Below are 20,354 nucleotides of genomic sequence, written 5' to 3' on the forward strand. Positions count from 1 at the left end.
GCCGGAACGGCCCGAAGGGTGCTTCGCACAAAAGGTGCCCGTCCCCTTTTCGGACGGCGGCAAGAAAGGGACGAACGGGCAGCGGGCAGCGCGATGTTTGGCGGTGGAGGTGTTGAAAACGCGCGGCACGCTGGCCAGCGAATTGGCGGAACAAAAACGGTTGGAGCTGGAGATCGACGATGAAACGGGTATTGTGCGTGCGGTTGCCCGACTGGACCCGGCAGCGGCGCGTCGCCGCTGGTCAGGAGCGTGAGTTGAGCGGTCGCGAGGCGTTGGAGCGCCTCGTCCCCTGGTGCGGGCAGTTCAGTCCGTCGGTGGGCGTCGATGCGCTCGAGCCGCCGGAAAGTTTGCTGTTCGACGTGACCGGTCTGGCCCACCTGTTTCACGGAGAAGAGACGCTCATCGGGCACGTGGGGCGAGAATTCGGCCGCCGCGGCCTGTCGACGCGCATCGCCCTGGCCGACACGCTCGGCGCCGCCTGGGCGCTGGCCCATTACCCAATTGAAAATTTGCAATTTGCAATTTGCAATTTGCAATTACCTGGTTCGCCCATCGTCGTGCCGCCCGGCAAAACCCGGGCCGCGCTCTTGCCTTTACCCGTCGAGGCGTTGCGGCTCTCCGCCGACTGCGTCGAGACATTGCGCGAATTGGGCCTGCGGCAGATCGGGCAACTGCTCCGTTTTTCGCGCGATAGCCTGGCAACCCGCTTCGGCCCGGAGTTGCTCGTGCGGCTCGACCAGGCGATGGGCGTCGTGGAAGAAGTGATTGCGGCTTGCCACCCCCTGCCCCAAGTGGAAGCGGAGACGGTCTTCGAGCACCCGACCGATCGCCCGGCGGTGATCGAGCAAGCGTTAGAGCGACAACTGGAGCAGATCGCGCGGCAGTTGTCTCCGCGGCGGCAAGGCGTGCAAGAGTTGGTTTGCTGTTTCCGCGGCGAGACCGGCAAGGCCGGCGAATTCACGGTCGGCCTCTACCGTCCGAGCGCCGCGCCGCGGCACTTGGCCGAGTTGATCGAGATGCAATGGCTGGCGGCGCAGCGCAAGCTGGCCGAGCCGATCGCTTCGCTGCGCCTCTCGGTCACGGTCGCCGCGCCTTTGGAACTCGAACAACAGGAATTGTTCGGCGATCGGGGCCAATACGATCCGCGGCAGACGGCGATTCTGGTCGACCGGCTGAGCAGCCGCTTGGGGCGCAGCTCGGTCGTCCGCCCCAGGCTTTTGCCCGAAGCCCAGCCGGAATTGACCTGGCGGTACGAACCTTGGGTGGGCGGGGCGCAGCGGCGACCGGCCAGCAGCGCGAAGAAACGGCCGGCTCAACGGCAAACTTTTTCGCATTGCGCCTCGTGCAAATGGCCGCTCACGCGGCCGCTGTCGCTTGCCCAGCGGCCGGTGCTCTTGGAGGTGGTGTCGATGGCACCGCACGGGCCGCCTTTGGCCTTTTCGCTTTTCGGCCAGCAGCATCGCATCGAGCGCACCTGGGGTCCGGAGCGCATCCAGACCGGCTGGTGGCGTGGGCGGAGCGTGCGACGCGATTATTACCGCGTGGAGACTATCACCGGCCGCTGGTTCTGGCTTTTCCGCCAGCTCTCCGACGGCCGCTGGTATTTCCACGGGGCGTTTGACTAGAGATTCTGCGCGCGGCCAACAATGAGCCCTTCGACCGCCAAGCAACCGCGGTGGCGGACAGAGCTTGGTGTGAGAGACACAGCCGGGCGGCGGCGCTGGACGGCCTGCCGCCCAACAAGCGGTTCTGCGCCGCGCTGGCCCTTCTGGCGCTCAACGACGCCCTCGATCACGCTGGCATAACGGAGATTGGCAAACTAGAATAGCCCCGCGATGGGCCGGCCGTCGGCGATGGGCATGGGACGGTTGAGCTGGTCGTGAATGATCGTTTCCGGATCGAGGCCCAGCGCGTGATAGACCGTCGCCATCACGTCGTCGGGCGTCTTGGGATCGCTCAGGGCATACGCGCCCGTCTTGTCGGAGCTGCCCACCAACACGCCGCCGCGAATGCCGCCGCCCGCCATGAGCACCGTCTGGCAGGGCGGCCAGTGATCGCGGCCGGCGTCCTTGTTCACCTTGGGCGTGCGGCCGAAGTCGCCCGTCCACAGGATGAGCGTCTCGTCCAGCAGGCCCCGCTGAGCCAGGTCTTCGATCACGGCCGACAGTGCCAGGTCGGTCTGCGGCAGCCGGCTGCCCTTGAGGGTTTTGAAGTTGTCTTTGTGCGTGTCCCAACCGCCGATGCCCGCCGAATAGTAGACGGTGACGAACCGCACGCCCGCCTCCACCAGGCGCCGGGCCAAGAGCACGCTCTGGCCGTATTGATTGCGGCCGTAACGCTCGCGAACGCCGGCCGGCTCGTCGGCAATGGCCAATGCCTGCCGCGTGGCCGGCGACGTCAGCAGATCGACCGCCCGCTGCTGATAGGCGTCCATGTCGCGCACCGCCGCGAGCTTTTCGCTCAGCTTGGCCGTGGCCGCAAGCCGCGACAGGATGCCGCGGCGGTCTCGCAGCCGCTCGACCGACACGCCGTCGGGCAAGGCGAGCTGCTCGACGTTGAACTTGGGGTCGTCGGGGTTCTGCGTGATGAAGAGCGGGTCGTGCAGCTTGCCCAAGAAGCCCGCGAACTCGCCCGGCGTGCGGAAAGGCCCGTCGGCGATCATCGTCGGCAGCGAGACGGCGGTCGGCGCCAGGTGTACGTCGCGCCGCAACGAGTCGATCACCGCCCCCGGACAGGGAAAGTCGGTCGCGGCGGCGTTCGAGGTGACGATGTCGATCAGCGGCCGTCTGCCAGTCAGCGAGTAATAAGCGCCGGAGTTATGGCTTCCGCGGTCGTGATGGACGCTGCGGACGAGCGCGAATTTGTCGGCCAGCGCGGCTAGCTTGGGCAGATGCTCGCCGATGACGAGCTGCGGATTTCGCGTGGCGATGACGCCGAACTCGCCGCGGATTTCGGCCGGCGCCCGGGGCTTGGGGTCGAACGTCTCGAACTGGCTGGGGCCGCCGAACTGAAACAGCAGGATACAGCTTCGGGCCGGCGGCTTGCGATGGGTTGCGGCCGCTTCTGCCTGGAGTAGACGTGGTAGCGACAGCCCGCCGACACCGAGAGCGCCAAAAGCGAGCGCCGCACGGCGGCTGCAGTGGGTTTGTTGGAAATCGCGGCAGGCCATTCGTGTTTGACCGCAGGCAGGAGGTTGCGTCGACTTGTTATTTTCGCAGGGCTGGAGAAGAGTACAAGGCCGGGCGATTCGTCGCGCGTAGGGTGGGCCGGCGCTCGCAAGCTCGCTGGTCCCACCCTACGCTTTGTCGAAGGTCGTTGCATCCGCTGCAAGCGGCACAATCCGTCCGGCAGTTCGCCGTTTGCGGTGCGGCGGACCGGTCGCGGATAAGAAAACATTCATCCGCGTGGCGAGCGAGGTAAGGTTGTCAGGAACCATCCATTTTCAGGAGCCGGTCATGCCGCAAATCCTTGAATTGCCGCCCGAACAACAGTTTGTCGACCGCCGCAACTATGAGCGGGCGGAGGGCGCGCCGAGCCGCGAGCGCCGCCAGTTCGCCGATAGCTACGAAGGTCTGTCGCCGCCCGCACAAGAGCTGGCGGTGGCCATCGACTCGTACAAGCTGGCGCATCGCCGCCGGTTCATCACCTACGAAGAAATGCTCAATGTGGTGACCTCGCTGGGCTACCGCAAGTAGTCCCTTCGCTTACAATGCCGGGATGTCCGCTCCTGTGAAAACGCCGGCGGAAATCCTCGCCACGCCGGTCCAATTCTTGAAGGGCGTCGGCCCGCAACGCGCCGAGCTGCTCGAGCGCCTGGGCCTGCGCACCGCCCGCGACGTGGTCTTCTTCTTTCCCCGCGACTACCAAGACCTGACCCAGCTCGATCGCGTCGCCGATCTGGTCGAAGGAAACCTCACGCGGCTGCGCGGCAAGGTGGAAGAGGTCGATCAGCGCGTGAGTAATTCGGGCAACATCCTGCTGGGCGTGCTGCTGGCCGCCGAGCAGGGTCGCGTGCGGCTGTTGTGGTACAACTCGCCCTTCCGACGTGAGCGGTTCGGCCTCGGCGAAGAGTTGCTGGTTACCGGCAAACCAAAGATGAACGGCGGCATCTGGGAGTTCACCCATCCGCAAGTCCAATCGATCGACGTGGAAGAGCAAGGGCCGGCCGCGGTGCTGCTGCCCGTGTATCCGCTCACCGAGGGACTCACGCAGGGGCAGATGCGTAAGGTCGCCGCCAGCGTCCTGGAGACCTGCCTCGCTTCGCTCGACGAAGTGTTTCCGGCGAGTTACCTTGCGTCGCGCGACCTGCAGCCGGTGCGTGAAGCCATTCGACTCATTCACGCTCCGCGCGATCGGGCGGAGCTGGAAAAAGCCCGCCGGCGGTTGATCTATCAAGAACTGTTGGTGTTGCAGCTTGCCCTGGCGATGAAGCACGACGAGCAGCACTCTCGCCGCAACGCTCCGCCGCTGGAGGCCACGGCCAAGATCGACGCCCGCATCCGGCGGTTGTTTCCCTTCGAGTTGACCGGGGCCCAGAACCAAGCGATCGCCGAAGTGAATGCCGACATGGCCCGCCCGCACCCCATGAACCGCCTGTTGCAAGGCGACGTGGGCAGCGGCAAGACGGTGGTGGCGGTATATGCCATGTTGCTGGCCGTGGCCCACGGCTATCAGGCGGTGCTGATGGCGCCCACGGAAGTGCTCGCCCGGCAGCACGCCGCCACGCTGGAGCGCACGCTCGCCGCCAGTCATGTCGAGTGGCGCCTGCTGAGCGGCGGAATCAGCGCGTCGCAACGGACGGAGCTGCTGGACAAGCTGGCGACCGGCGAAGTCCACGTGGTGATCGGCACGCAGGCGATCTTGCAACCCGACGTCCGCTTTGCCCGGCTGGGGTTGGTGGTCATCGACGAGCAGCACAAGTTCGGCGTGCGGCAGCGGGCCAGCCTGAAGCAGGCCGGTCTCGATCCGCACTATCTGGTGATGACGGCCACGCCGATTCCGCGGACCGTGGCCATGACGTTGTTCGGCGATCTCGACGTCTCGACGTTGCGCGAGGCCCCGCCCGGCCGGCAAGCCGTCCATACGTATCTGGTGGGCCAGGAGCAGCGGGAGAAATGGTGGGACTTCTTCGGCCGCAAGCTGCGCGACGGCAAGCAGGGCTATGTGGTGACGCCGCTCATCGACGAGTCGTCGGAAGCCGACGTGGCCAGTCTGGAACAGGCGTTCGAATCGCTGGCCCACGGGCCACTGGAGGCGTTCCGCCTCGGCCTGCTGCACGGGCGAATGAGCTCGTCGGAAAAGGAAGAGACCATGCAGGCCTTCCGTCGCGGCGACATTCAGGCGCTGGTCACGACGACGGTCGTCGAAGTGGGCATCGACGTGCCGAACGCCACGTTGATGACGGTTTACAGCGGCGAGCGGTTCGGTCTTTCGCAGCTTCACCAGTTGCGGGGCCGCGTGAGCCGCGGCGTGCAGCCCGGCTACTGTGCGGTGCTCACCGACGTCGAAGCGGCCGAGGCCCGCCAGCGGCTGGAGGCGTTCGCGGCGACCAGCGACGGTTTTCAACTGGCGGAAATCGACTTCGAGCTGCGCGGGCCGGGCGATCTGTTGGGAACGCGTCAGCACGGGCTGCCGCCGTTGCGGATCGCGAACCTGGCGCGCGATGGGGCGGTGATCGAGGAGGCACGCCGCGACGCTCAGCAATTGGTCGCGGCGACGACCTTGAGCCAGCCGGAGTTCGCCCAACTGCGGCATCGGGTGCTGCAGCGTTACGGCCGCGTGCTGGAGCTGGGCGACGTGGGATGAGGCGGTCCATCGCGCGAAACCGTGTACTGTGACGACAATCAGGTGCCGTCATGTTGAGTGCGCACCTACGCTTTGAGCTTCATCAAGAACGAGGCGAGGGTTTTTCCGAGTCCTTCGATGCGCGCCTGCTGCTTGGGATCTATCAGCGACCCGTCAGGCTGGATCGCCTCGCGTGCCTTGGCCACGGCGACCTGGTCTGGCAGGACGATGACGCCGATGCGCACTGGTTCACGCCAAATCGAACAGCATCACTTCCGCCCCTTGCTCGGCAACGACGGTGAGGCGACGTTCGTCGCCGATCGCCGCCCCGTCGCTCGTCTCCAAGAGCGCCCCGTTTACCTTGACCCGACCATGCAGGACTTGGAGCCATGCGTGACGCCCAACTTGAATGTCGTGGCTCACCGATTCGCCGGCGTTCAGCGACGACAGATAGAGCCGTGCGTCTTGACGAATCGTGAGCGAACGATCGGCACCTTCGGGCGAAGCCACCAGCCGAAGCCGGCCCCGTCGCTCGTCTTCGCTGAACGCACGCTGGTCGTAGGATGGCGGCAAACCTTCTCGCTCAGGCAGCAGCCAAATCTGGTAGAGATGCACGGCTTCATCGGCCGAGGGATTGAACTCGCTGTGCCGCACTCCGGTTCCGGCGGACATGTGCTGCAAATCGCCCGGCCTGATGATCGAACCGTTCCCCAAGCTGTCCTTGTGTTCCAAGGCACCTGCGAGGACGTAGGTGAGGATCTCCATGTCCCGATGGCCGTGCATTCCAAAGCCCTTGCCTGGCTGCAGCCGGTCCTCGTTAATGACCCGGAGCGAACGAAAAGCCATCTGGGCCGGGTCGTAGTAATCGCCGAAGGAGAAGGTGTGGTAGGTATCGAGCCAGCCGTGGTTGAAGTGGCCTCGATCTTTCGCTTTGAGTGTAACGATCATGTTCGACCTTCCATTATTCAAATAAATGGATCGGCACGCCGCTTCGCCACCTGGCAACTGGTAACGGTTATTAGTTGACGCTCCGGGCGGCACGCCGTCAACTGTGAACGGTTCACAGTTGGTGGCGCCGACGACTTGGCCCGTTCGTCAGGGAAGAGAGATGAGGGATGAAGGATGAGGGATCGAGAATGGCGGCGGATTTGCCTTCGTCCAGTGCCCGGTAGAGCTTCTGGGCGCGGGCGGTTCCTCCACGAATTGCGGCATCCCCTAGGATAGTACGCGAGAGCGGCACCCCAAGCAACGCAGCCAGCGCTAGGCGGCCGCCAATCGCGTCGCCGAGGGCGATGCGCGGTTGCCGAAAAGGGCCGCCACAAAAGCGTCGGGCGAGTGACGCTCGCGCCAATACGGCCGATGGGCCTGGGCCGCCGCGCGATAGGACGCAAAATGATCGAGCACCCGCTTCACGGCGGCCACAAAGGAGTCGAAATCGTCGAACGTCTCGCCGCCCCGCGGCGGTAACTGGTCGGCCATCCACGTGCCGGCCGGCACCACCGGCGGCGCGCCCAGGGCCAACGCCTCGGCCAGCACGCCCGACGTGCAGGCCCGATAACGCCCGTTGAGATACGGCAGCAACACCACGTCGGCCTGCGACACCATGCGATAGTATTCGACCGGCGACAACGGCGCCTCGGCCGCGAAAAGCTGCACCTCGCCCGCCGAAAGGAGTCTCAGCCGCTCCAGGGCTTTGATGCTTTGCGGGTTGTACTGCGGCTGGCTGACGTTGGCCTGAATCAACAGCCGGGCACGACCCGGTGCCAGATAGTCGTCGCGCAACGCCTCGGCCAGGTCGGGCAGCCAGGGAAAACCCTTTTCGTCGCGCGCCTCGCCAAAATAGCCCAGCCGCACCGGACCGGAAGGCGGTCGAGGCACCGGCGAAATCAGCTCCGCCCGGAAGGGAATCGGCAGCACGTCGAACCGCGCTCCCGAAATCGTCTCGTAGTCGCGGGCCAGCGTCGCGGAGTCGGTGTAGAACTTGATGCGCCGGCTGGCGCCCCAGTGGCTGTAGAGCGAAAAGAACATCCGCCGCACGCGGACGGCGGGCGAAGGCGTCGAAGCCTCGGCGGCCGGATCGCCCTCGAACAGGCCGTTGAGAAACTCCAGGTGAAAGGTCGGAGCATGGTCGCCCAACAACTCGATGGCCAGCCCGGCGGCCGCCGCGTCGCGCGGATGGGCCGTGCCCATCAGCACGTGGTCGTCGCGGCCGGCGCCCGCCGTGGCCAAGAACCTCAACAGATCACGCTGGAAGCAGAGCATCTGTTCGACCTCGATCCCGAAGCCCGTCGGCACCAGCGACCGGACGGCCTGCACGATCTTCGCCCGCTGCCGGCGATCGCGCAGCCGCCGCGAAGTTTCGGGCAAGGGCCGGGCCTGGTTCACCACTTCGTCGTCGGCGACGACCCAACGCCGCAGGATGTCTTGCCAGGCGGCGTAAACCTCGGCGTAATGACGCGGGTGCGCCCAGCGCGGCATGCCGCAGTAACCGACGATCCGCCCCAAGTCGTAGATCGCCGGCGGCAGCGCGTAGTAGGCGGTCCGCTCGGCCATCCAGGCCAGGTTCAAGCAAGCCTGCCCGGCCTTCGCGCCAACGCGGCCCAGGGCGCTCGTCGCGTCGAGGCCGAAGGGATCGTCGGCCGGGCGGTGGCCGAGCGGGCAATCGGTGAAGAACAGCGGATAGCTCTCCAGCCAGGTGGGCAGAATCTCGGTGCGGCAATGGACGTGGGTGGCCAGCACTGGGTGCCAGCCCGCACGCCGGGCGGCTTCGGCCAGCGAGACCGAGGTCTCGAAGTAGTGACCCAAATGGTCTCGCAAATTCGGGCTGACGATCAGCAGCTTGCCGGCGGTAGGCATGGGGAATCCAAAATCCAAAATCCAAAATGGCTACGCGGCCTTGGCGGGCGAATAATGCTTGTGGTAGGCGGCCACGATCTTGCCGGCGGGGCCGTCGGCATGCACCTGCCCGTGGTCGAACCACAGCACGCGGTTGCAAATCTTGGCAATCGAGCCCAGGTCGTGGCTCACCATGACAATGATCTTGGCCTTCGACATCATCTCCTCCATCCGGCAACGCGCCTTGTCGCGAAACGACATGTCGCCCACCGACAGCACCTCGTCGACCAGCAGGATTTCGGGTTCGATGGCGGTGGCGATCGAGAAGGCCAGCCGCACCGACATGCCGGCCGAGTAATAGCGGACCGGCATGTTCAAAAAGTCGCCCAGTTCGCTGAAGTCGGCAATCGCTTGCACCTTGCCGCGAATGCTCTTGGGCGTCTCGCCCTGCAAATAGCTGCGATAGCCGATGTTCTCCCAGCCGGTGGCGTCGCCTTCGAAGCCCAAGGCGATGTCAAACAGCGAGCTGATGCGGCCCGCGACGTTGCGCACGCCGCTGGTCGGCGGATAGATGCCGGCCAACAGCTTGAGCACGGTGCTCTTGCCGGCGCCGTTGTGCCCGATGATGCCGACGCGCTCGCCGTCGCGGATCGACAGGTTGACCTCGCGCAGGGCGTGTACCTGCATTCGCGGGCTGGCCGACTTGCGGAACATGCCTCGCACGACGAACTCCTTGAGCGTCAGTCCGGTGTCTTGCCGCACGTTGAAGGTCAAATTGACTTTGTCGAGTTCGATTCGGGCCATAGGCGGAGTTGGATTTCAGTAGGATGAGAGAGTTGCGGATACTAGCCGTCTGCGTTGGATGCTGCCAGCCCGATGTGGGTCGTAGGGTGGGCCGGCGTTCGCAAGTTCGCTGGCCCCACCCTGCCTGTTCTTCTCCGTTTAGCACGTATTACGCCGCCTGCCTGCCAAGTGCTTCGCGGGCTTCGCTGACCGCCTCGGCATAGAGCGAGGCCACGCGTTGCCAATTGTGGATTTCGGCCACGTAACACACGGCCGCGCGGCCCATCTCGCGCCGCCGCTGAGTCTGGTCGAGCAGGCTGCGAAGTGCGTTCTCCAGCGAGCGGTCGGCCGGCGCCAGCGCACCAATCTTGTACACCACATTATCGGGATAGCTGGCGAACGTATCGACGTCGGTCACAATCGTGGGCACGCCGGCGCTGAGCAGGCTCAGCAGCGCTCCCGACGTTTCGCCGCGGGTCGGCGGACGACGAAGGTTCATGGCCACATCGGTGATCGACATCAGGTCGAGAAACGTCTCGATCGGCGCGTGGCCGAAGAACCGCACGCGGTTGCCCAGGCCCAACCGCTCGACGGCGGCCGGCTCGCGACCCTCGTTCATGTCGCCGCCCGCGAAGATCAGCCGAGCGGAGGGAAACTCGCGGCTCAGAGCCGCCAAGGCCTCGATGGCTTCGGCGTGATACTTGGCCCCGTTCAATAGGCCGAAGCAGCTCAAGATCAGATCGTCGTCAGCAAAGCCGAAGCGATGCCGCAAGGCCCGCTTTTCGTCGGGCGACGCGACCGTCACCGACGCCCCATGCGGGATGACTCGCACGCGCGAGGCGATCTGCGGATGAGCACGTGCGATCTGCTCCGCGCCCCAGCGATCGTGAACCACCAGCACGGCGGCGGCTTCGAGCACGCGCCGGTTGAAGGTCAGTCCGCGGCGAACGCAGGCTTGCACGATGCCGCCCGGCTCCGCCCGCCACGCCTCGGCGTTCGAGCGATATTCGTGGCCCAATTCGGCCGATTCGAAGGCGATTTCCCCGGCGATGAAATCGTCGGGCACGCCGGCGCGCAGGGCATAGCCGAAATGGAATTCGGGCAAGGCATAATCGTGCAGCACGACCACGCCCCGCTGCTTGAGCAGCATGTCGTAAAGATAGGCGCAGTAGTGGGTGTTCGCCATCTGGTAGACGATGCCCGCATAGTCGCTCGCGCGGCGAAAACGGTCGAACAGCCGATGATCGCGGCAGGCGAAATCGGCGTTCGAGAGGCTCAACTGCGGCAGATACTCGTGATCGTGATAGAGGTCGATCCAGTAGTGCCGTGCCAGGGCGGCGAGCAAGCGTTCCGAATAGTCGGAGATGCCCGTGCGTTGCGGGAGCAAGGGCGAGAAAAAAGCCAGAGTCGGACGTTGCGGGTGTTTTGGCAGTGCATCGGAAGTAGAGCGTAGGGTGGGACCAGCGAGCTTGCGAGCGCCGGCCCACCACGAGCGCCGATGGTGGGCCGGCGCTCGCAAGCGCGCTGGTCCCACCCTACACCGGCCATCGTCCAGCGCTTCCATGGCACGATCGGCGGCGGCAGCCAGCGAAAAACGGCTGGCGACCAGCGGCGCTCGAAGGCGGAGGCTGGCCTGCATCGTTTCGTCGCAGAGCAATTGGTCCAACTTGGCTGCCAGATCGGCGGGCTGATCGACGTCGGCCAACAGGGCTGCCTCGGCGGCCATCTCCGCGTGCCAGGAACGCCGGTCGACGATGATTGCCGCTCCGCATGGCAAAGCATCGAGCAGCGCCAAGCCCGAACCTTCGTGCGGCGAGACATCGACGAATGCTTCGCAGTGCTGATAAAGCTGCCGCATGTCATCGAGTTCGCCGTCGATCAACAGCATGCGGCCGCTACGGCCTTGCCGGGCGAATTCGGCCTGCCACGCCGCTTGGCGCTCGCCGGGCAAACGGCATGCAATCACGAACTGGAAGCGGTCGGCAACCGCGGCCGGAAGTCGCGTGACGGCGGCCGAGAACACTTGCACGCTGCGGTCCTCGTGGTCGCCGGCCTGGAAGAGCACGAACGGATTGCGGATCCGGAGCGAATCAAGGGCCGCTGGCGACTCTGCGCTGATTGGCTCGCGGAGTTCGAGCGCAGAAGACGCGGCAGGTCCGATGGTCGCCACTCGCCGTTCATCGATGCCGAACGAACGGATCAGGTCGCGTCGCGTCGCTTCGGAAACGGTCAAGAGAAGGTCATACCGCGGCAGTGTCTGCAGCGCCCGCTGATACCGCTGCGAACGGCCGGGATGCTGGACGAAACGATCGGCCACCAGGGCCGGCGCGAGATCGTACACCAGGCCGGCGAGACGAACGCCGTCGATCGGTGCGCTGGGCGGGGCGTAGGCGTCGAGGCAATCGAGCGTCGATGTGGTCAACCACAGGTCGAGTTTGTCATTCGATTGTTCGAGGGCAAGCTGACCGTTCGCAATGTCGCCACGAGAAATGTGTGTCGCCACGCTGCGGAGTTGAACGGAAGTCGCTCCGCACCACGAATCGGCTCCGTCCAGGGCTTCGTGAAAATAAAGAAACCACTCGTGTTCGCTGAACCGCGTAGTGAGCTGTTGTACGATCCCCAGCACATAACGGCCCACGGCCGAATGCGGACGGCGCTGGACGGCAATCATGTCGATTCCGATTCTCATGCCGCGGCCCCCCGATCGGTGTCGGCAACCGACCTCGGCGACAGGCGTAGGGTGGGACCAGCGAGCTTGCGAGCGCCGGCCCACCAAGGGCGACGTCGTTTACGGTGGGCCTGCGCTCGCAAGCTCGCTGGTCCCACCCTACGTCTTTCGAAAACCATCAAGCGTGTCAGGCGTTCACGGACGGCCAACTTGCCGCGTGCCGCCAAGGTATCAAACCAATTGCTTTGTCGCGGCAGCCGGGCGGTCGTCTGCAAGGCATCGAGGCAGCGTTGGGCGACCGCCGGCCAAGTGAACCGACCGGCCTGTTCGAGACCGCGAACGCGGAATTCGTCCGCCAGCCGCCGGTCGTCGAGCATCGCAGCAATCTTGTTCGCGAGATCCTGGGCGTCGTCCACGTCGGCCAATAGCCCGGCGTCGCCGACGACCTCAATCTGCGACGAATTGCGGCCGGCCACCACAGGCGTACCGCACTGCATGGCTTCCACCAGCGGCAGCCCGAAGCCTTCGTAGCGCGATGGGAAGACGAAGGCAGCCGCATGTTGATAAAGCGTGCGAAGCCCTGCGTCGTCGAGCGACTCGGTAAGCACAATCCGTTGGCCAATGGCCGAGCGAGCGATTACGTCGCGCGCCCGTCCTGCGTCGTCGTCATTGCTCGGTGCGCACGTGACGACGAATTGATGAGAAGCGATAAGGCGCGCGGGGAGCCGCTCGAACGCCGTCAACAAGCCCGACAGGTTCTTGCGGTAGTCGAGGGCCGTCAGGGCATAAACGAAGGGCCGCTCGATTCTCTGCTCGGCCAACCATCGGGCTGCGCGATTATCGGCCGAGTGTGTGTCGGCCGGGCAGAAAAAGCCTGCGTCGCTGCCGGCGCCGATGTTGACGACACGATCGGGCGAGACACGCAGCAGTTCGATGACATCGCGCCGCCCCGATTCGGAGATCGTGAGGAGCGCGTCGTAATTTCTTAAGGCGGCCCGTGCCCGGCGATACGATTGGGCGATGCCCGGATGGTGAAGATATTCGTCCGGAAACCGCCAGGGAATCAGGTCGTAGACGATGGCCGCCAGTCGCGGGCCGCGCCGCGACGGGAAAGGAGGCAGGTAACCGTGAAAATTCTCCAACGGGCACGTGAACAACAGCACGTCGAGCTCGTCGCGGTTTTCGCTGGCCAGTTGGTGGGCGGCGGCGTGCAAGCTGCCGCTGGTGGGCAACGTGCGCACCGTAACGTGCGGGCCGACGAGGTCGGCGGTTTGCGGCAGGCCCTCGTAGTAGTAGAGAAAGAACTCGTGCTTCGATGCAAGCGACAGTTCGCCGACGAGGCCGCGCGCGTAGCGGCCGGTGCCGCGAGTGCGACCCGCCGATTGGTCCGCCAGCATGTCGACGCCGATTTTCATCGATGGTGTCCGTGATCCGTGTAGGGTGGGACCAGCGAGCTTGCGAGCGCCGGCCCACCGCAAACGACGTCGCTTACGGTGGGCCGGCGCTCGCAAGCTCGCTGGTTCCACCCTACAGGTAAAAGATCAAGCGGCGTTGCAAGCGCACGAGCATCAGCACGGCCAGGGCGAACGCCACGGCGGTGATCGCCCCTACGCAGGTCCATGCCCGCAGCGTGGGAAAATTGCCGTTGAGCACCGGCTGACGCACCAGGTCGAGCAGGATGGCCGCCGGGTTATAGTCGGTGAGCCAAGCCAGGCCGCGTTCCTTCATTTGTTCGGGCGGAATGAAAATCGGCGTGGCGTAAAACATGATCTGCAGGCCGATGTCGAGCAGGTGTTTCATGTCGGCGAACCGCACGTGCGCGAAACCCGCCATGACGGCCAGCGACCAGCCGAGCACGATGAAGATCGCCAATGTCGGCACCAGTGAGGTGATGGCCGCCAGGTTGCCGAAGCCCTTGAACCACCAGGTGAGCATCAGCACGACGATGAGTGCCAGCCCGAAGTGAAAGGCCGCGCCCAACACCGTGCGCAAGGGATAGATGGCCAGCGGCGCGGGATGCTGGCGGATGTACGACTCACCGTTGAAGAACGTGTCGCAGCCTTGCGTGACGGTCGACGACAAATAGTTCCAGGTGGTGAGGCCCGACAAAAGGAACGGCCCATAGTTGGCCACCTCCATGTCGAACAGCTTGTGAAACACGATGCAGATGACCGTGGTCATGGCGATGGGGTGCAAAAGCGACCAGCCCAGGCCGAGCACCGAGCGGCGATACCGGGTGCGCAGGTCTTTCTTCACCAGCGACAGCCAGAAGTAGCGGCAGCGCCAGATGGCGGCGGTGTATTCCACGGCGGCAAGATTCGATTTCATGGAGTTGTTCTCAAGGTAAGCGCTCTGCCCCAGCCACCGCGGTTTGTTGTCCATAAACAAGATCCCCAATGTTTTCATGCCGCCTTGCGGCTCGGTACGGGAGTAGCCTGCAGGCGAGCACATGCCGCGGCCAGGGCGGGCGCGGCATGCACCGAATCCAATGCGGACGACAGACGCCGCCAAACTTGCTCGGCACTCGCCAGGTCGGACATTCGCTGGCGGCCGCACTCGGCCATCGACTGGTATCGGGTGGGATCACGCCGCACGGCTTCGTAGCTCAAGCGCAACTGCTCGACGAGGTCGCGCCGCCGGACCGTTTGCCAGGTCGTGCCGCGGCGTTGCGTCGGGTCCCACTGCCAATGAGTCCGCTCCGCGTGCGACGGCACCACGAAGGCCACGCGATCGTCGACATACTCCGCCATCGCCGTGTGTGCCGGAGCAATGCCGGGCCGTCCGGCTGCCAGGGCATCCTGCAACGGCAAGCAAGCCCCTTCGGCGTGCGAGGCGTTGAGATAGTAGGTGCTGGCACGGGCGATTTCGATCATCTGCTCGTCGGACAAGTAGGCGCCGACGATCACGACTTTTGCCCGATGGCGGATTCTCAACCGCCGGTAAAAGTGCAAGACATTGTGCAGCGCTTCCTGCCGCATCCGCTGGCTGACCGCCAGCTTGACGACCAGCGTGGCGTCTTCGTCGCCCAAGGCCCGCAAAAAGGCGTCGATGATGCCGCGCCAGTTCTTGCGAATATCGAACGGGTTGAGAATGGTGCTATACACGACGCCCGAAAGGTCGATGCGGTCGCTGGTGGCGAACGGAATGGGGAACAGGTCGGCCGCGGTGAGCGTGACGGGCGGCGGCTCTTTGCCGATCATGGCATGGCTTCTCGAGGCCAGGCGGCGGTGCAACGCCTTCGGAAGCAAGGGGCGCACCCCGCGGCGATAGGCGATGCGGCACTGCTCGCGGACCTTGACGCCAGCCCGTTGGGCCGCACGCCGGGCGATCTGCCCCAACCGCGGCGCCGGCACCGCTTGCGGCAGCACATAGCACGGGCAGTCGAGCACGACCCGCTGCCGCGGCTCCCAAGGCGGCACGCGGAAGTAGTCGTCGGCGATCGGCACGGACACGACTTCCAGCGGTGTTTTCACCCCGGCCCGCACAAAGGAATCGCGCGTGAACTCGCAGGCCGTCAGAATCAGATCGAGGCAATCGGCCATCCGCAGCCAATTGTTCCGCGGATTGCCGGCCACGTCGTAGCTGGGGATGTCGGGGTATTCCCAGAACGGAAACGCCACGTTGGCGGCGCCTTCGGTCAACTGCAGGTATTGCAGCGGCAGAAAGCTGATGTGAACGGCCGTCTGTCCGGCATCCCGCGCAGCGGCGACCGCCTCGTGTACGCGGGCCGGCGATTGCGAAACCTCTTCGACGCTGCCCCAGCGCTGGAGCAAGGGGAGGAAGGCCCGTTGCACGAAGAAGTACGAATAGCAGTCGTCGCCGCAGCGATCGGCGACTTCGCCGGCGCTGAGCGACGACGTGGTGAACAGCGCCCGTTGGGCGGTTGATGGAGTGCTGAGATCGCTTGGCATCATGGCGTCGTGATTTGTATCGTGTAAGGTGGGACCAGCGAGCTTGCGAGCGCCGGCCCACCATGTTTCAAGGCGATAGACGTTGGGCGTTGGGAATCCGATGCTTTATTTCCACGTAACGCCTAACGCCTATCGCCCAGCGCTTCTCTCAATGGTGGGCCGGCGCTCGCAAGCTCGCTGGTCCCACCCCACATCATGCAATTTCCATTACCCGGCTTGTCCCAACTGCCCGAGCGCCGTTGTGGCGGCCAACGTTTCCGTCACGGGCAGACGCACCACGCTCCGTCCGTCGTCATCCTCGTCCAGCGGGGCCTGGTCCAATAACCCGCTCACATGGTCCTCCAGCGCGGCGAGCCGGCGGGCCAGCGCCACATGGTCCCATTGAAAACCTTCTTGCTTGTCGAGCCGCGCGGTCAGGTTCTCGTTCAGCTCGCGCATGGCATGCGCGAGCGCGGCAAACTGCGTGATCTCGTCGGCATACCGCTCCGAAATCCGCCGCGCCAACCGCCTCTCGAATCGGCGGCCAAGGGCTTTGCCAACGCGGACCGGTCCCCGCACGATCGTTCCCACCAGGCGACGAAGCATCGACGTTAATCCCTTATGAGAGGTTTGCTCCAACACATTCCAGTGCATCAGGCCGCCTCCGCGAGGCAGTCGTTCTCTTGCACCCAAGCTTGCGTCAGCTTTTCGGCCAACAAAGCAAGACGATAGGCCTCATCGGCGCTGCCGCCGGCCCGGTCCGGGCGAGTCGTGGCCCGCTCGAGCGCCGACTCGATGTCGGGCAACAGTCGGTCGAGACGGAAGTCGCGCCAAACGACCGTGCTGGCACGCCGCCCGATCGGCTTCAGGTCTCTGCGGCCGTCGAGCACGTCGGCCAGGGCGGCGGCAAAGGCCTCGGCCGTGCGCGCCGCCTTCAGGCAGTGGACGCGGTCGACGAACCACTCGCCGATGCCGCAGCTCTCGCTCATCAGCATCACCGTGCCGTAGGCGGCCGCTTCCAGCGGCGCGCAGCCAAACGGCTCGCGCTTCCACGTGGGAAAGGCAAACAGGTCGTATTCATGCCGCGCGTAGCGGCCCACCAGTTCTTCTTGCGGGCACAGACCCTTGAATCGCACGAGGTCTTCCACGCCCAGCTCGCACGGCAACGGCGCCACGGAGGGATCGGTCACCTTGCCATATAGATCGATATGGAAGTTTTCGTAGCCGCGGGCGCGGAGCAGGGCGGCGGCTTCGACCAGCAGGTGAATGCCCTTGTGGCGGCCCATCTGACCCGACGAAACGATGCGCAGCGTTTCGCCGCGGCGATAGTAACGCTGCCGCGGCGGCGGCTGACGGCCGAGCACCCAGTTCGGCGAGATTTCGATCTCGCCGTTGAGCTTCACTCCCGCCGCTTCGATTTCTTGCACCACCCGCTCGCTGACGGGCATGAAATGGCCGCGGACGTAGCGGCCGAATTCGGCAGCCAGCACGCTCAGCACATCCTCGTGCAGGCTGCACAGCATTCGCGGCACGCAGTCGCCCAGATACCAGACCCAGGGAACGTCGAGGTATTGCAAGCAGCCGACCAGCCCCAGGCCGCCGGTGCCAAACAGGTTCCAAAGATAGACCACGTCGGGCTGAAACCGCCGAAGCCGCTCGAGCAGCACGTGGACGTTGTGCGAGCTGACGAACACGGCCCGCGCCGCGGTCAGCTTGCGCGTCACCGGCCGATTGTGCAGTACGCCGAAGGCATCGTAGCAATTCACCAGTTCCAGCTCTCGCGCCACGTGCTCGACCGCGGGGCAGGGCGTGCGGGGACTCGTCGTCAGCACCTGCACGTCGTGCCCACGAGCGAGCAGGCCGTCGACCACCTGCCGGCAGCAGAGCTCATAGCCGCCGATGAAGTCGGGTGGATAAAGGTTGCTGATCGCGAGAATCTTCACGCGGCGGCCCTCCGCGTGGCGGCGATCAGTCGGTGGTAGATTTCATACAAGCGCACGCCGGCGGTGGCTCGGGAGGATGGCCTTCCTAGGCCGTCTCGTTTGGCACCGGACGGCCTAGGAAGGCCATCCTCCAGTGCCAGGCAGTGATTCGCAGGCCAGGGCGCGGGCACGCCGAGCTGGCGGATGTCGGTCTCGCAAACAACCAGCTCGACCGGCTTCGACGTACTGATCGACTCCGCCACCGCACGATCGTGGCACACGACCACGTCGGCCAATTCGATCAGCGACAACTCGCTCGCGAGCCAGTGCCCTTCGAGACCCCACTCGGTCATACACACAGGCTTACGCAGTTGACGAGCGATGAGCAGCGCCACCTCGCAAGAGCGGCTGAATCCGTCGTGCAGATGGACCAGGTCGACGTCGGCAATGACGCGGGACAAATCCCACGAGGTCCGGTCCCAGACCGTCCGGGCGGTTCCAGCCACGGGCAACGTGAGGCGAGCGACTCCGGCACTGATCGGCCGCCGTTCAGGCCCGCTTCCGCAGGAAATCAGCTCGATCGACCAGCCATAGCCCGAAGCGGCCACGACGTGCTGGGCCAGCGTTGCCAAGTGCTCGTGCGCGCGCGACGAACCGGTCGCGTCGTCGCTGTCGAGCAGTCCCAGCCAGGCAATTTTGACCGCCGTATTGGCCATGCATCTCTCTCACGCGGCCTTGCGTTTGCCCGGTGCGTCGTGCTCGCGGCCGAGCAACGCCAAATCCGCATCGACCATCATCGTGACCAGCTCGTGGAAACCGACTTGGGGCTGCCAACCGAGCGCGCGACGGGCCTTGGCCGGATCGGAGAGCAGCAGATCGACTTCGGCCGGCCGATGGAACTTGGCATCGACGACGACATATTTGCGCCAGTTGAGTCCCACGTGCTCGAAGGCCGCCTCGACGAACTCTTCGACGCTGTGCGTCTGTCCGGTGCCGATCACGTAATCGTCGGCCTGCGTTTGTTGCAGCATCAGCCACATGGCACGCACATAGTCGCCGGCGAAGCCCCAGTCGCGGCGGGCCTGCAAGTTGCCCAAGCGCAGCTCTTCGGCCATGCCCAGCTTGATCTTGGCGACGGCGTGCGTGATTTTTCGGGTGACGAACTCCAGTCCGCGGCGCGGCGATTCGTGATTGAACAGGATGCCCGAACAGGCGAACATGCCGTAGCTCTCGCGGTAGTTCATCGTAATGTAATGGCCGTAGACCTTGGCCACGCCGTAAGGGCTGCGCGGATGAAACGGCGTCGTCTCGCGCTGCGGGGTCTCATGCACCTTGCCGTACATCTCGCTGGAGCTGGCCTGGTAAAAGCGGATTTTGGAATTCACCAACCGCACGGCGTCGAGCATGCGCGTGACGCCCAGGCCCGTCACCTCGCCGGTCAATTGCGGCTGCTGCCAGCTTGTGGGCACGAAGCTTTGGGCGGCCAGGTTATAGACTTCGGTGGGCTGCACTTTCGCCAGCAGCGATAGGAGCGATTGCTGGTCGATCAGATCGCCGGGGTGCAGATCGATCTTGCCTTCGAGGTGCTTCACGCGCTCGAAGGTCTCGGTGCTCGAACGGCGAAACATGCCGTGGACGTGATACCCTTTTTCCAGGAGCAGCTCCGCCAGGTAGGAGCCGTCTTGACCGGTGATGCCTGTGATCAGTGCGATGCCTGCCATGAGATTGGAAACCGATCCTAAGGAGAAGAGGTGCGCGCGAGGTGGTGGCCACTTTTTCGGCTGCCGAGGGGACAAGACTTGACCTTGATTCCGGCGGTTTGCTGTTTTGCACGCGTCCAGTGGGTGGCGCGGACGCCCATCATCGGGTGCCGTTCGCCGACGGCCCCCAACCGGCCCAGGCCGAAATCGGAAGGGGAGTCTTCGATCTCGATCACCCACAAGCCGGGACCTTCGTCGAGAGAGAATTCGACGAGTTTCTTGACGGCGGGCAACTCTTCGAGATCGGGCACCGGCGAGATCGGCACGTAATACCAGGGCGGCTGGGCTGCTTCGGTCGAACCGGCAAGGTGCTGATACTTGGCGCTGGCCCAATAACCGGCGACCAGCACCGCCTCGTTGGGACCGCGGCGAGTATCGACGTAGTCCTTCATCCGGCGATAATCGAAGCGATGATAACTGGGCAAGACTTCGGCATCGGCGACCCCCATTTGTGTCAGCAGCAGCGCCGACGCCAGCCATCCCGCCAGCCGCCACGGCCCGCCCCGTCGATGAAGAGCAACGAGCCCGGCCGCATAGAGCAAGAAGACCAACGGCGACAAGGGCAGGGTATGGCGGATGGCTCCGAAGGGATGCGCGCCGGTTCCCGCCAGCAACAAGAAAGCGGCATAGGTGGTTACGGTGAGCATGGCCAAAAGTTGCACGCTTTTTCCACCGCCTTGTGCGTAGGGTGGGACCAGCGAGCTTGCGAGCG

18 protein-coding genes are annotated in these 20,354 nt (G+C 64.8%); 4 read left to right on the forward strand and 14 right to left on the reverse strand.

Annotated features, from left to right (window positions below):
* Together VNH11_31420 and VNH11_31425 are read left to right on the forward strand one after the other, a co-directional pair.
* The coding region (locus VNH11_31420) for a hypothetical protein (GenBank protein ID HVA50894.1) at positions 1-253 on the forward strand (253 nt) is incomplete at its 5' end.
* Complete coding sequence (locus VNH11_31425) at positions 180-1,625, forward strand: DNA polymerase Y family protein (protein ID HVA50895.1); 1,446 nt, start codon at positions 180-182, stop codon at positions 1,623-1,625. The genes VNH11_31420 and VNH11_31425, both read left to right, overlap by 74 nt.
* Before the next feature lie 194 nt (positions 1,626-1,819).
* Here the strand turns inward: VNH11_31425 and VNH11_31430 are convergent, their stop codons facing one another.
* Complete coding sequence (locus VNH11_31430; GenBank protein ID HVA50896.1) at positions 1,820-3,169, reverse strand: DUF1501 domain-containing protein; 1,350 nt, start codon at positions 3,167-3,169, stop codon at positions 1,820-1,822.
* A 286-nt stretch (positions 3,170-3,455) separates the two neighbouring features.
* On the opposite strand from VNH11_31430, the gene VNH11_31435 reads away from it, so the two are divergent.
* Positions 3,456-3,695 (forward strand): hypothetical protein, encoded by a 240-nt coding sequence (locus VNH11_31435; GenBank protein HVA50897.1) that lies wholly within the window; start codon positions 3,456-3,458, stop codon positions 3,693-3,695.
* Between the two features lie 22 nt (positions 3,696-3,717).
* Positions 3,718-5,805 (forward strand): ATP-dependent DNA helicase RecG, encoded by a 2,088-nt coding sequence (recG, locus tag VNH11_31440; GenBank protein HVA50898.1) that lies wholly within the window; start codon positions 3,718-3,720, stop codon positions 5,803-5,805.
* A 65-nt stretch (positions 5,806-5,870) separates the two neighbouring features.
* Here the strand turns inward: recG and VNH11_31445 are convergent, their stop codons facing one another.
* From VNH11_31445 to VNH11_31505, 13 genes are all read right to left on the reverse strand, one after another.
* Positions 5,871-6,029 (reverse strand): hypothetical protein, encoded by a 159-nt coding sequence (locus VNH11_31445; protein HVA50899.1) that lies wholly within the window; start codon positions 6,027-6,029, stop codon positions 5,871-5,873.
* A gap of 4 nt (positions 6,030-6,033) precedes the next feature.
* Complete coding sequence (locus VNH11_31450) at positions 6,034-6,732, reverse strand: pirin family protein (GenBank protein HVA50900.1); 699 nt, start codon at positions 6,730-6,732, stop codon at positions 6,034-6,036.
* A gap of 312 nt (positions 6,733-7,044) precedes the next feature.
* On the reverse strand, positions 7,045-8,640 hold the full coding sequence (locus VNH11_31455) for a hypothetical protein (protein HVA50901.1): 1,596 nt from the start codon (positions 8,638-8,640) through the stop codon (positions 7,045-7,047).
* A 30-nt stretch (positions 8,641-8,670) separates the two neighbouring features.
* Entirely contained in the window at positions 8,671-9,423 is a 753-nt protein-coding gene (locus VNH11_31460; protein ID HVA50902.1) for an ABC transporter ATP-binding protein, read from the reverse strand.
* Positions 9,424-9,571: 148 nt separating this feature from the next.
* Positions 9,572-12,091, reverse strand: a complete 2,520-nt coding sequence (locus tag VNH11_31465; protein HVA50903.1) for a glycosyltransferase — start codon at positions 12,089-12,091, stop codon at positions 9,572-9,574.
* Positions 12,088-13,485 carry a glycosyltransferase family 1 protein gene (locus VNH11_31470; GenBank protein HVA50904.1) on the reverse strand — a complete coding sequence of 466 codons (1,398 nt, stop codon included), beginning with the start codon at positions 13,483-13,485 and terminating at the stop codon, positions 12,088-12,090. Before VNH11_31470 ends, VNH11_31465 begins: the two co-directional genes overlap by 4 nt.
* Before the next feature lie 112 nt (positions 13,486-13,597).
* The gene (locus tag VNH11_31475; GenBank protein ID HVA50905.1) at positions 13,598-14,398 is read right to left on the reverse strand and encodes an ABC transporter permease; all 801 of its coding nucleotides are present in this window, start codon (positions 14,396-14,398) and stop codon (positions 13,598-13,600) included.
* 74 nt (positions 14,399-14,472) lie between these two features.
* Positions 14,473-15,984: a glycosyltransferase gene (locus tag VNH11_31480; GenBank protein ID HVA50906.1), complete on the reverse strand. Its 1,512-nt coding sequence runs from the start codon at positions 15,982-15,984 to the stop codon at positions 14,473-14,475.
* A 204-nt stretch (positions 15,985-16,188) separates the two neighbouring features.
* Entirely contained in the window at positions 16,189-16,566 is a 378-nt protein-coding gene (locus VNH11_31485) for a hypothetical protein (protein ID HVA50907.1), read from the reverse strand.
* A 47-nt stretch (positions 16,567-16,613) separates the two neighbouring features.
* Positions 16,614-17,903 carry a glycosyltransferase family 4 protein gene (locus tag VNH11_31490; protein HVA50908.1) on the reverse strand — a complete coding sequence of 430 codons (1,290 nt, stop codon included), beginning with the start codon at positions 17,901-17,903 and terminating at the stop codon, positions 16,614-16,616.
* The gene (locus VNH11_31495) at positions 17,900-18,598 is read right to left on the reverse strand and encodes a hypothetical protein (GenBank protein HVA50909.1); all 699 of its coding nucleotides are present in this window, start codon (positions 18,596-18,598) and stop codon (positions 17,900-17,902) included. The genes VNH11_31490 and VNH11_31495 overlap by 4 nt, the downstream gene beginning before the upstream one ends.
* 9 nt (positions 18,599-18,607) lie before the next feature.
* The gene (gene gmd, locus VNH11_31500) at positions 18,608-19,603 is read right to left on the reverse strand and encodes a GDP-mannose 4,6-dehydratase (protein HVA50910.1); all 996 of its coding nucleotides are present in this window, start codon (positions 19,601-19,603) and stop codon (positions 18,608-18,610) included.
* A gap of 17 nt (positions 19,604-19,620) precedes the next feature.
* On the reverse strand, positions 19,621-20,354 hold a 734-nt coding region (locus VNH11_31505; protein ID HVA50911.1), incomplete at its 5' end, for a hypothetical protein.

The sequence above is a fragment of the Pirellulales bacterium genome (genome assembly GCA_035533075.1).
Classification (GTDB): Bacteria; Planctomycetota; Planctomycetia; order Pirellulales; family JAICIG01; genus DASSFG01.

Bases quoted from the DNA above. Each gene is read 5' to 3' on its own strand.
- VNH11_31425 (HVA50895.1), top strand. From the start codon at position 180: ATGAAACGGGTATTGTGCGTGCGGTTGCCCGACTGGACCCGGCAGCGG.
- VNH11_31430 (HVA50896.1), bottom strand. From the start codon at position 3,169: ATGGCCTGCCGCGATTTCCAACAAACCCACTGCAGCCGCCGTGCGGCG.
- VNH11_31435 (HVA50897.1), top strand. From the start codon at position 3,456: ATGCCGCAAATCCTTGAATTGCCGCCCGAACAACAGTTTGTCGACCGC.
- recG (HVA50898.1), top strand. From the start codon at position 3,718: ATGTCCGCTCCTGTGAAAACGCCGGCGGAAATCCTCGCCACGCCGGTC.
- VNH11_31450 (HVA50900.1), bottom strand. From the start codon at position 6,732: ATGATCGTTACACTCAAAGCGAAAGATCGAGGCCACTTCAACCACGGC.
- VNH11_31455 (HVA50901.1), bottom strand. From the start codon at position 8,640: ATGCCTACCGCCGGCAAGCTGCTGATCGTCAGCCCGAATTTGCGAGAC.
- VNH11_31460 (HVA50902.1), bottom strand. From the start codon at position 9,423: ATGGCCCGAATCGAACTCGACAAAGTCAATTTGACCTTCAACGTGCGG.
- VNH11_31465 (HVA50903.1), bottom strand. From the start codon at position 12,091: ATGAGAATCGGAATCGACATGATTGCCGTCCAGCGCCGTCCGCATTCG.
- VNH11_31470 (HVA50904.1), bottom strand. From the start codon at position 13,485: ATGAAAATCGGCGTCGACATGCTGGCGGACCAATCGGCGGGTCGCACT.
- VNH11_31475 (HVA50905.1), bottom strand. From the start codon at position 14,398: ATGAAATCGAATCTTGCCGCCGTGGAATACACCGCCGCCATCTGGCGC.
- VNH11_31480 (HVA50906.1), bottom strand. From the start codon at position 15,984: ATGATGCCAAGCGATCTCAGCACTCCATCAACCGCCCAACGGGCGCTG.
- VNH11_31485 (HVA50907.1), bottom strand. From the start codon at position 16,566: ATGCTTCGTCGCCTGGTGGGAACGATCGTGCGGGGACCGGTCCGCGTT.
- VNH11_31495 (HVA50909.1), bottom strand. From the start codon at position 18,598: ATGGCCAATACGGCGGTCAAAATTGCCTGGCTGGGACTGCTCGACAGC.
- gmd (HVA50910.1), bottom strand. From the start codon at position 19,603: ATGGCAGGCATCGCACTGATCACAGGCATCACCGGTCAAGACGGCTCC.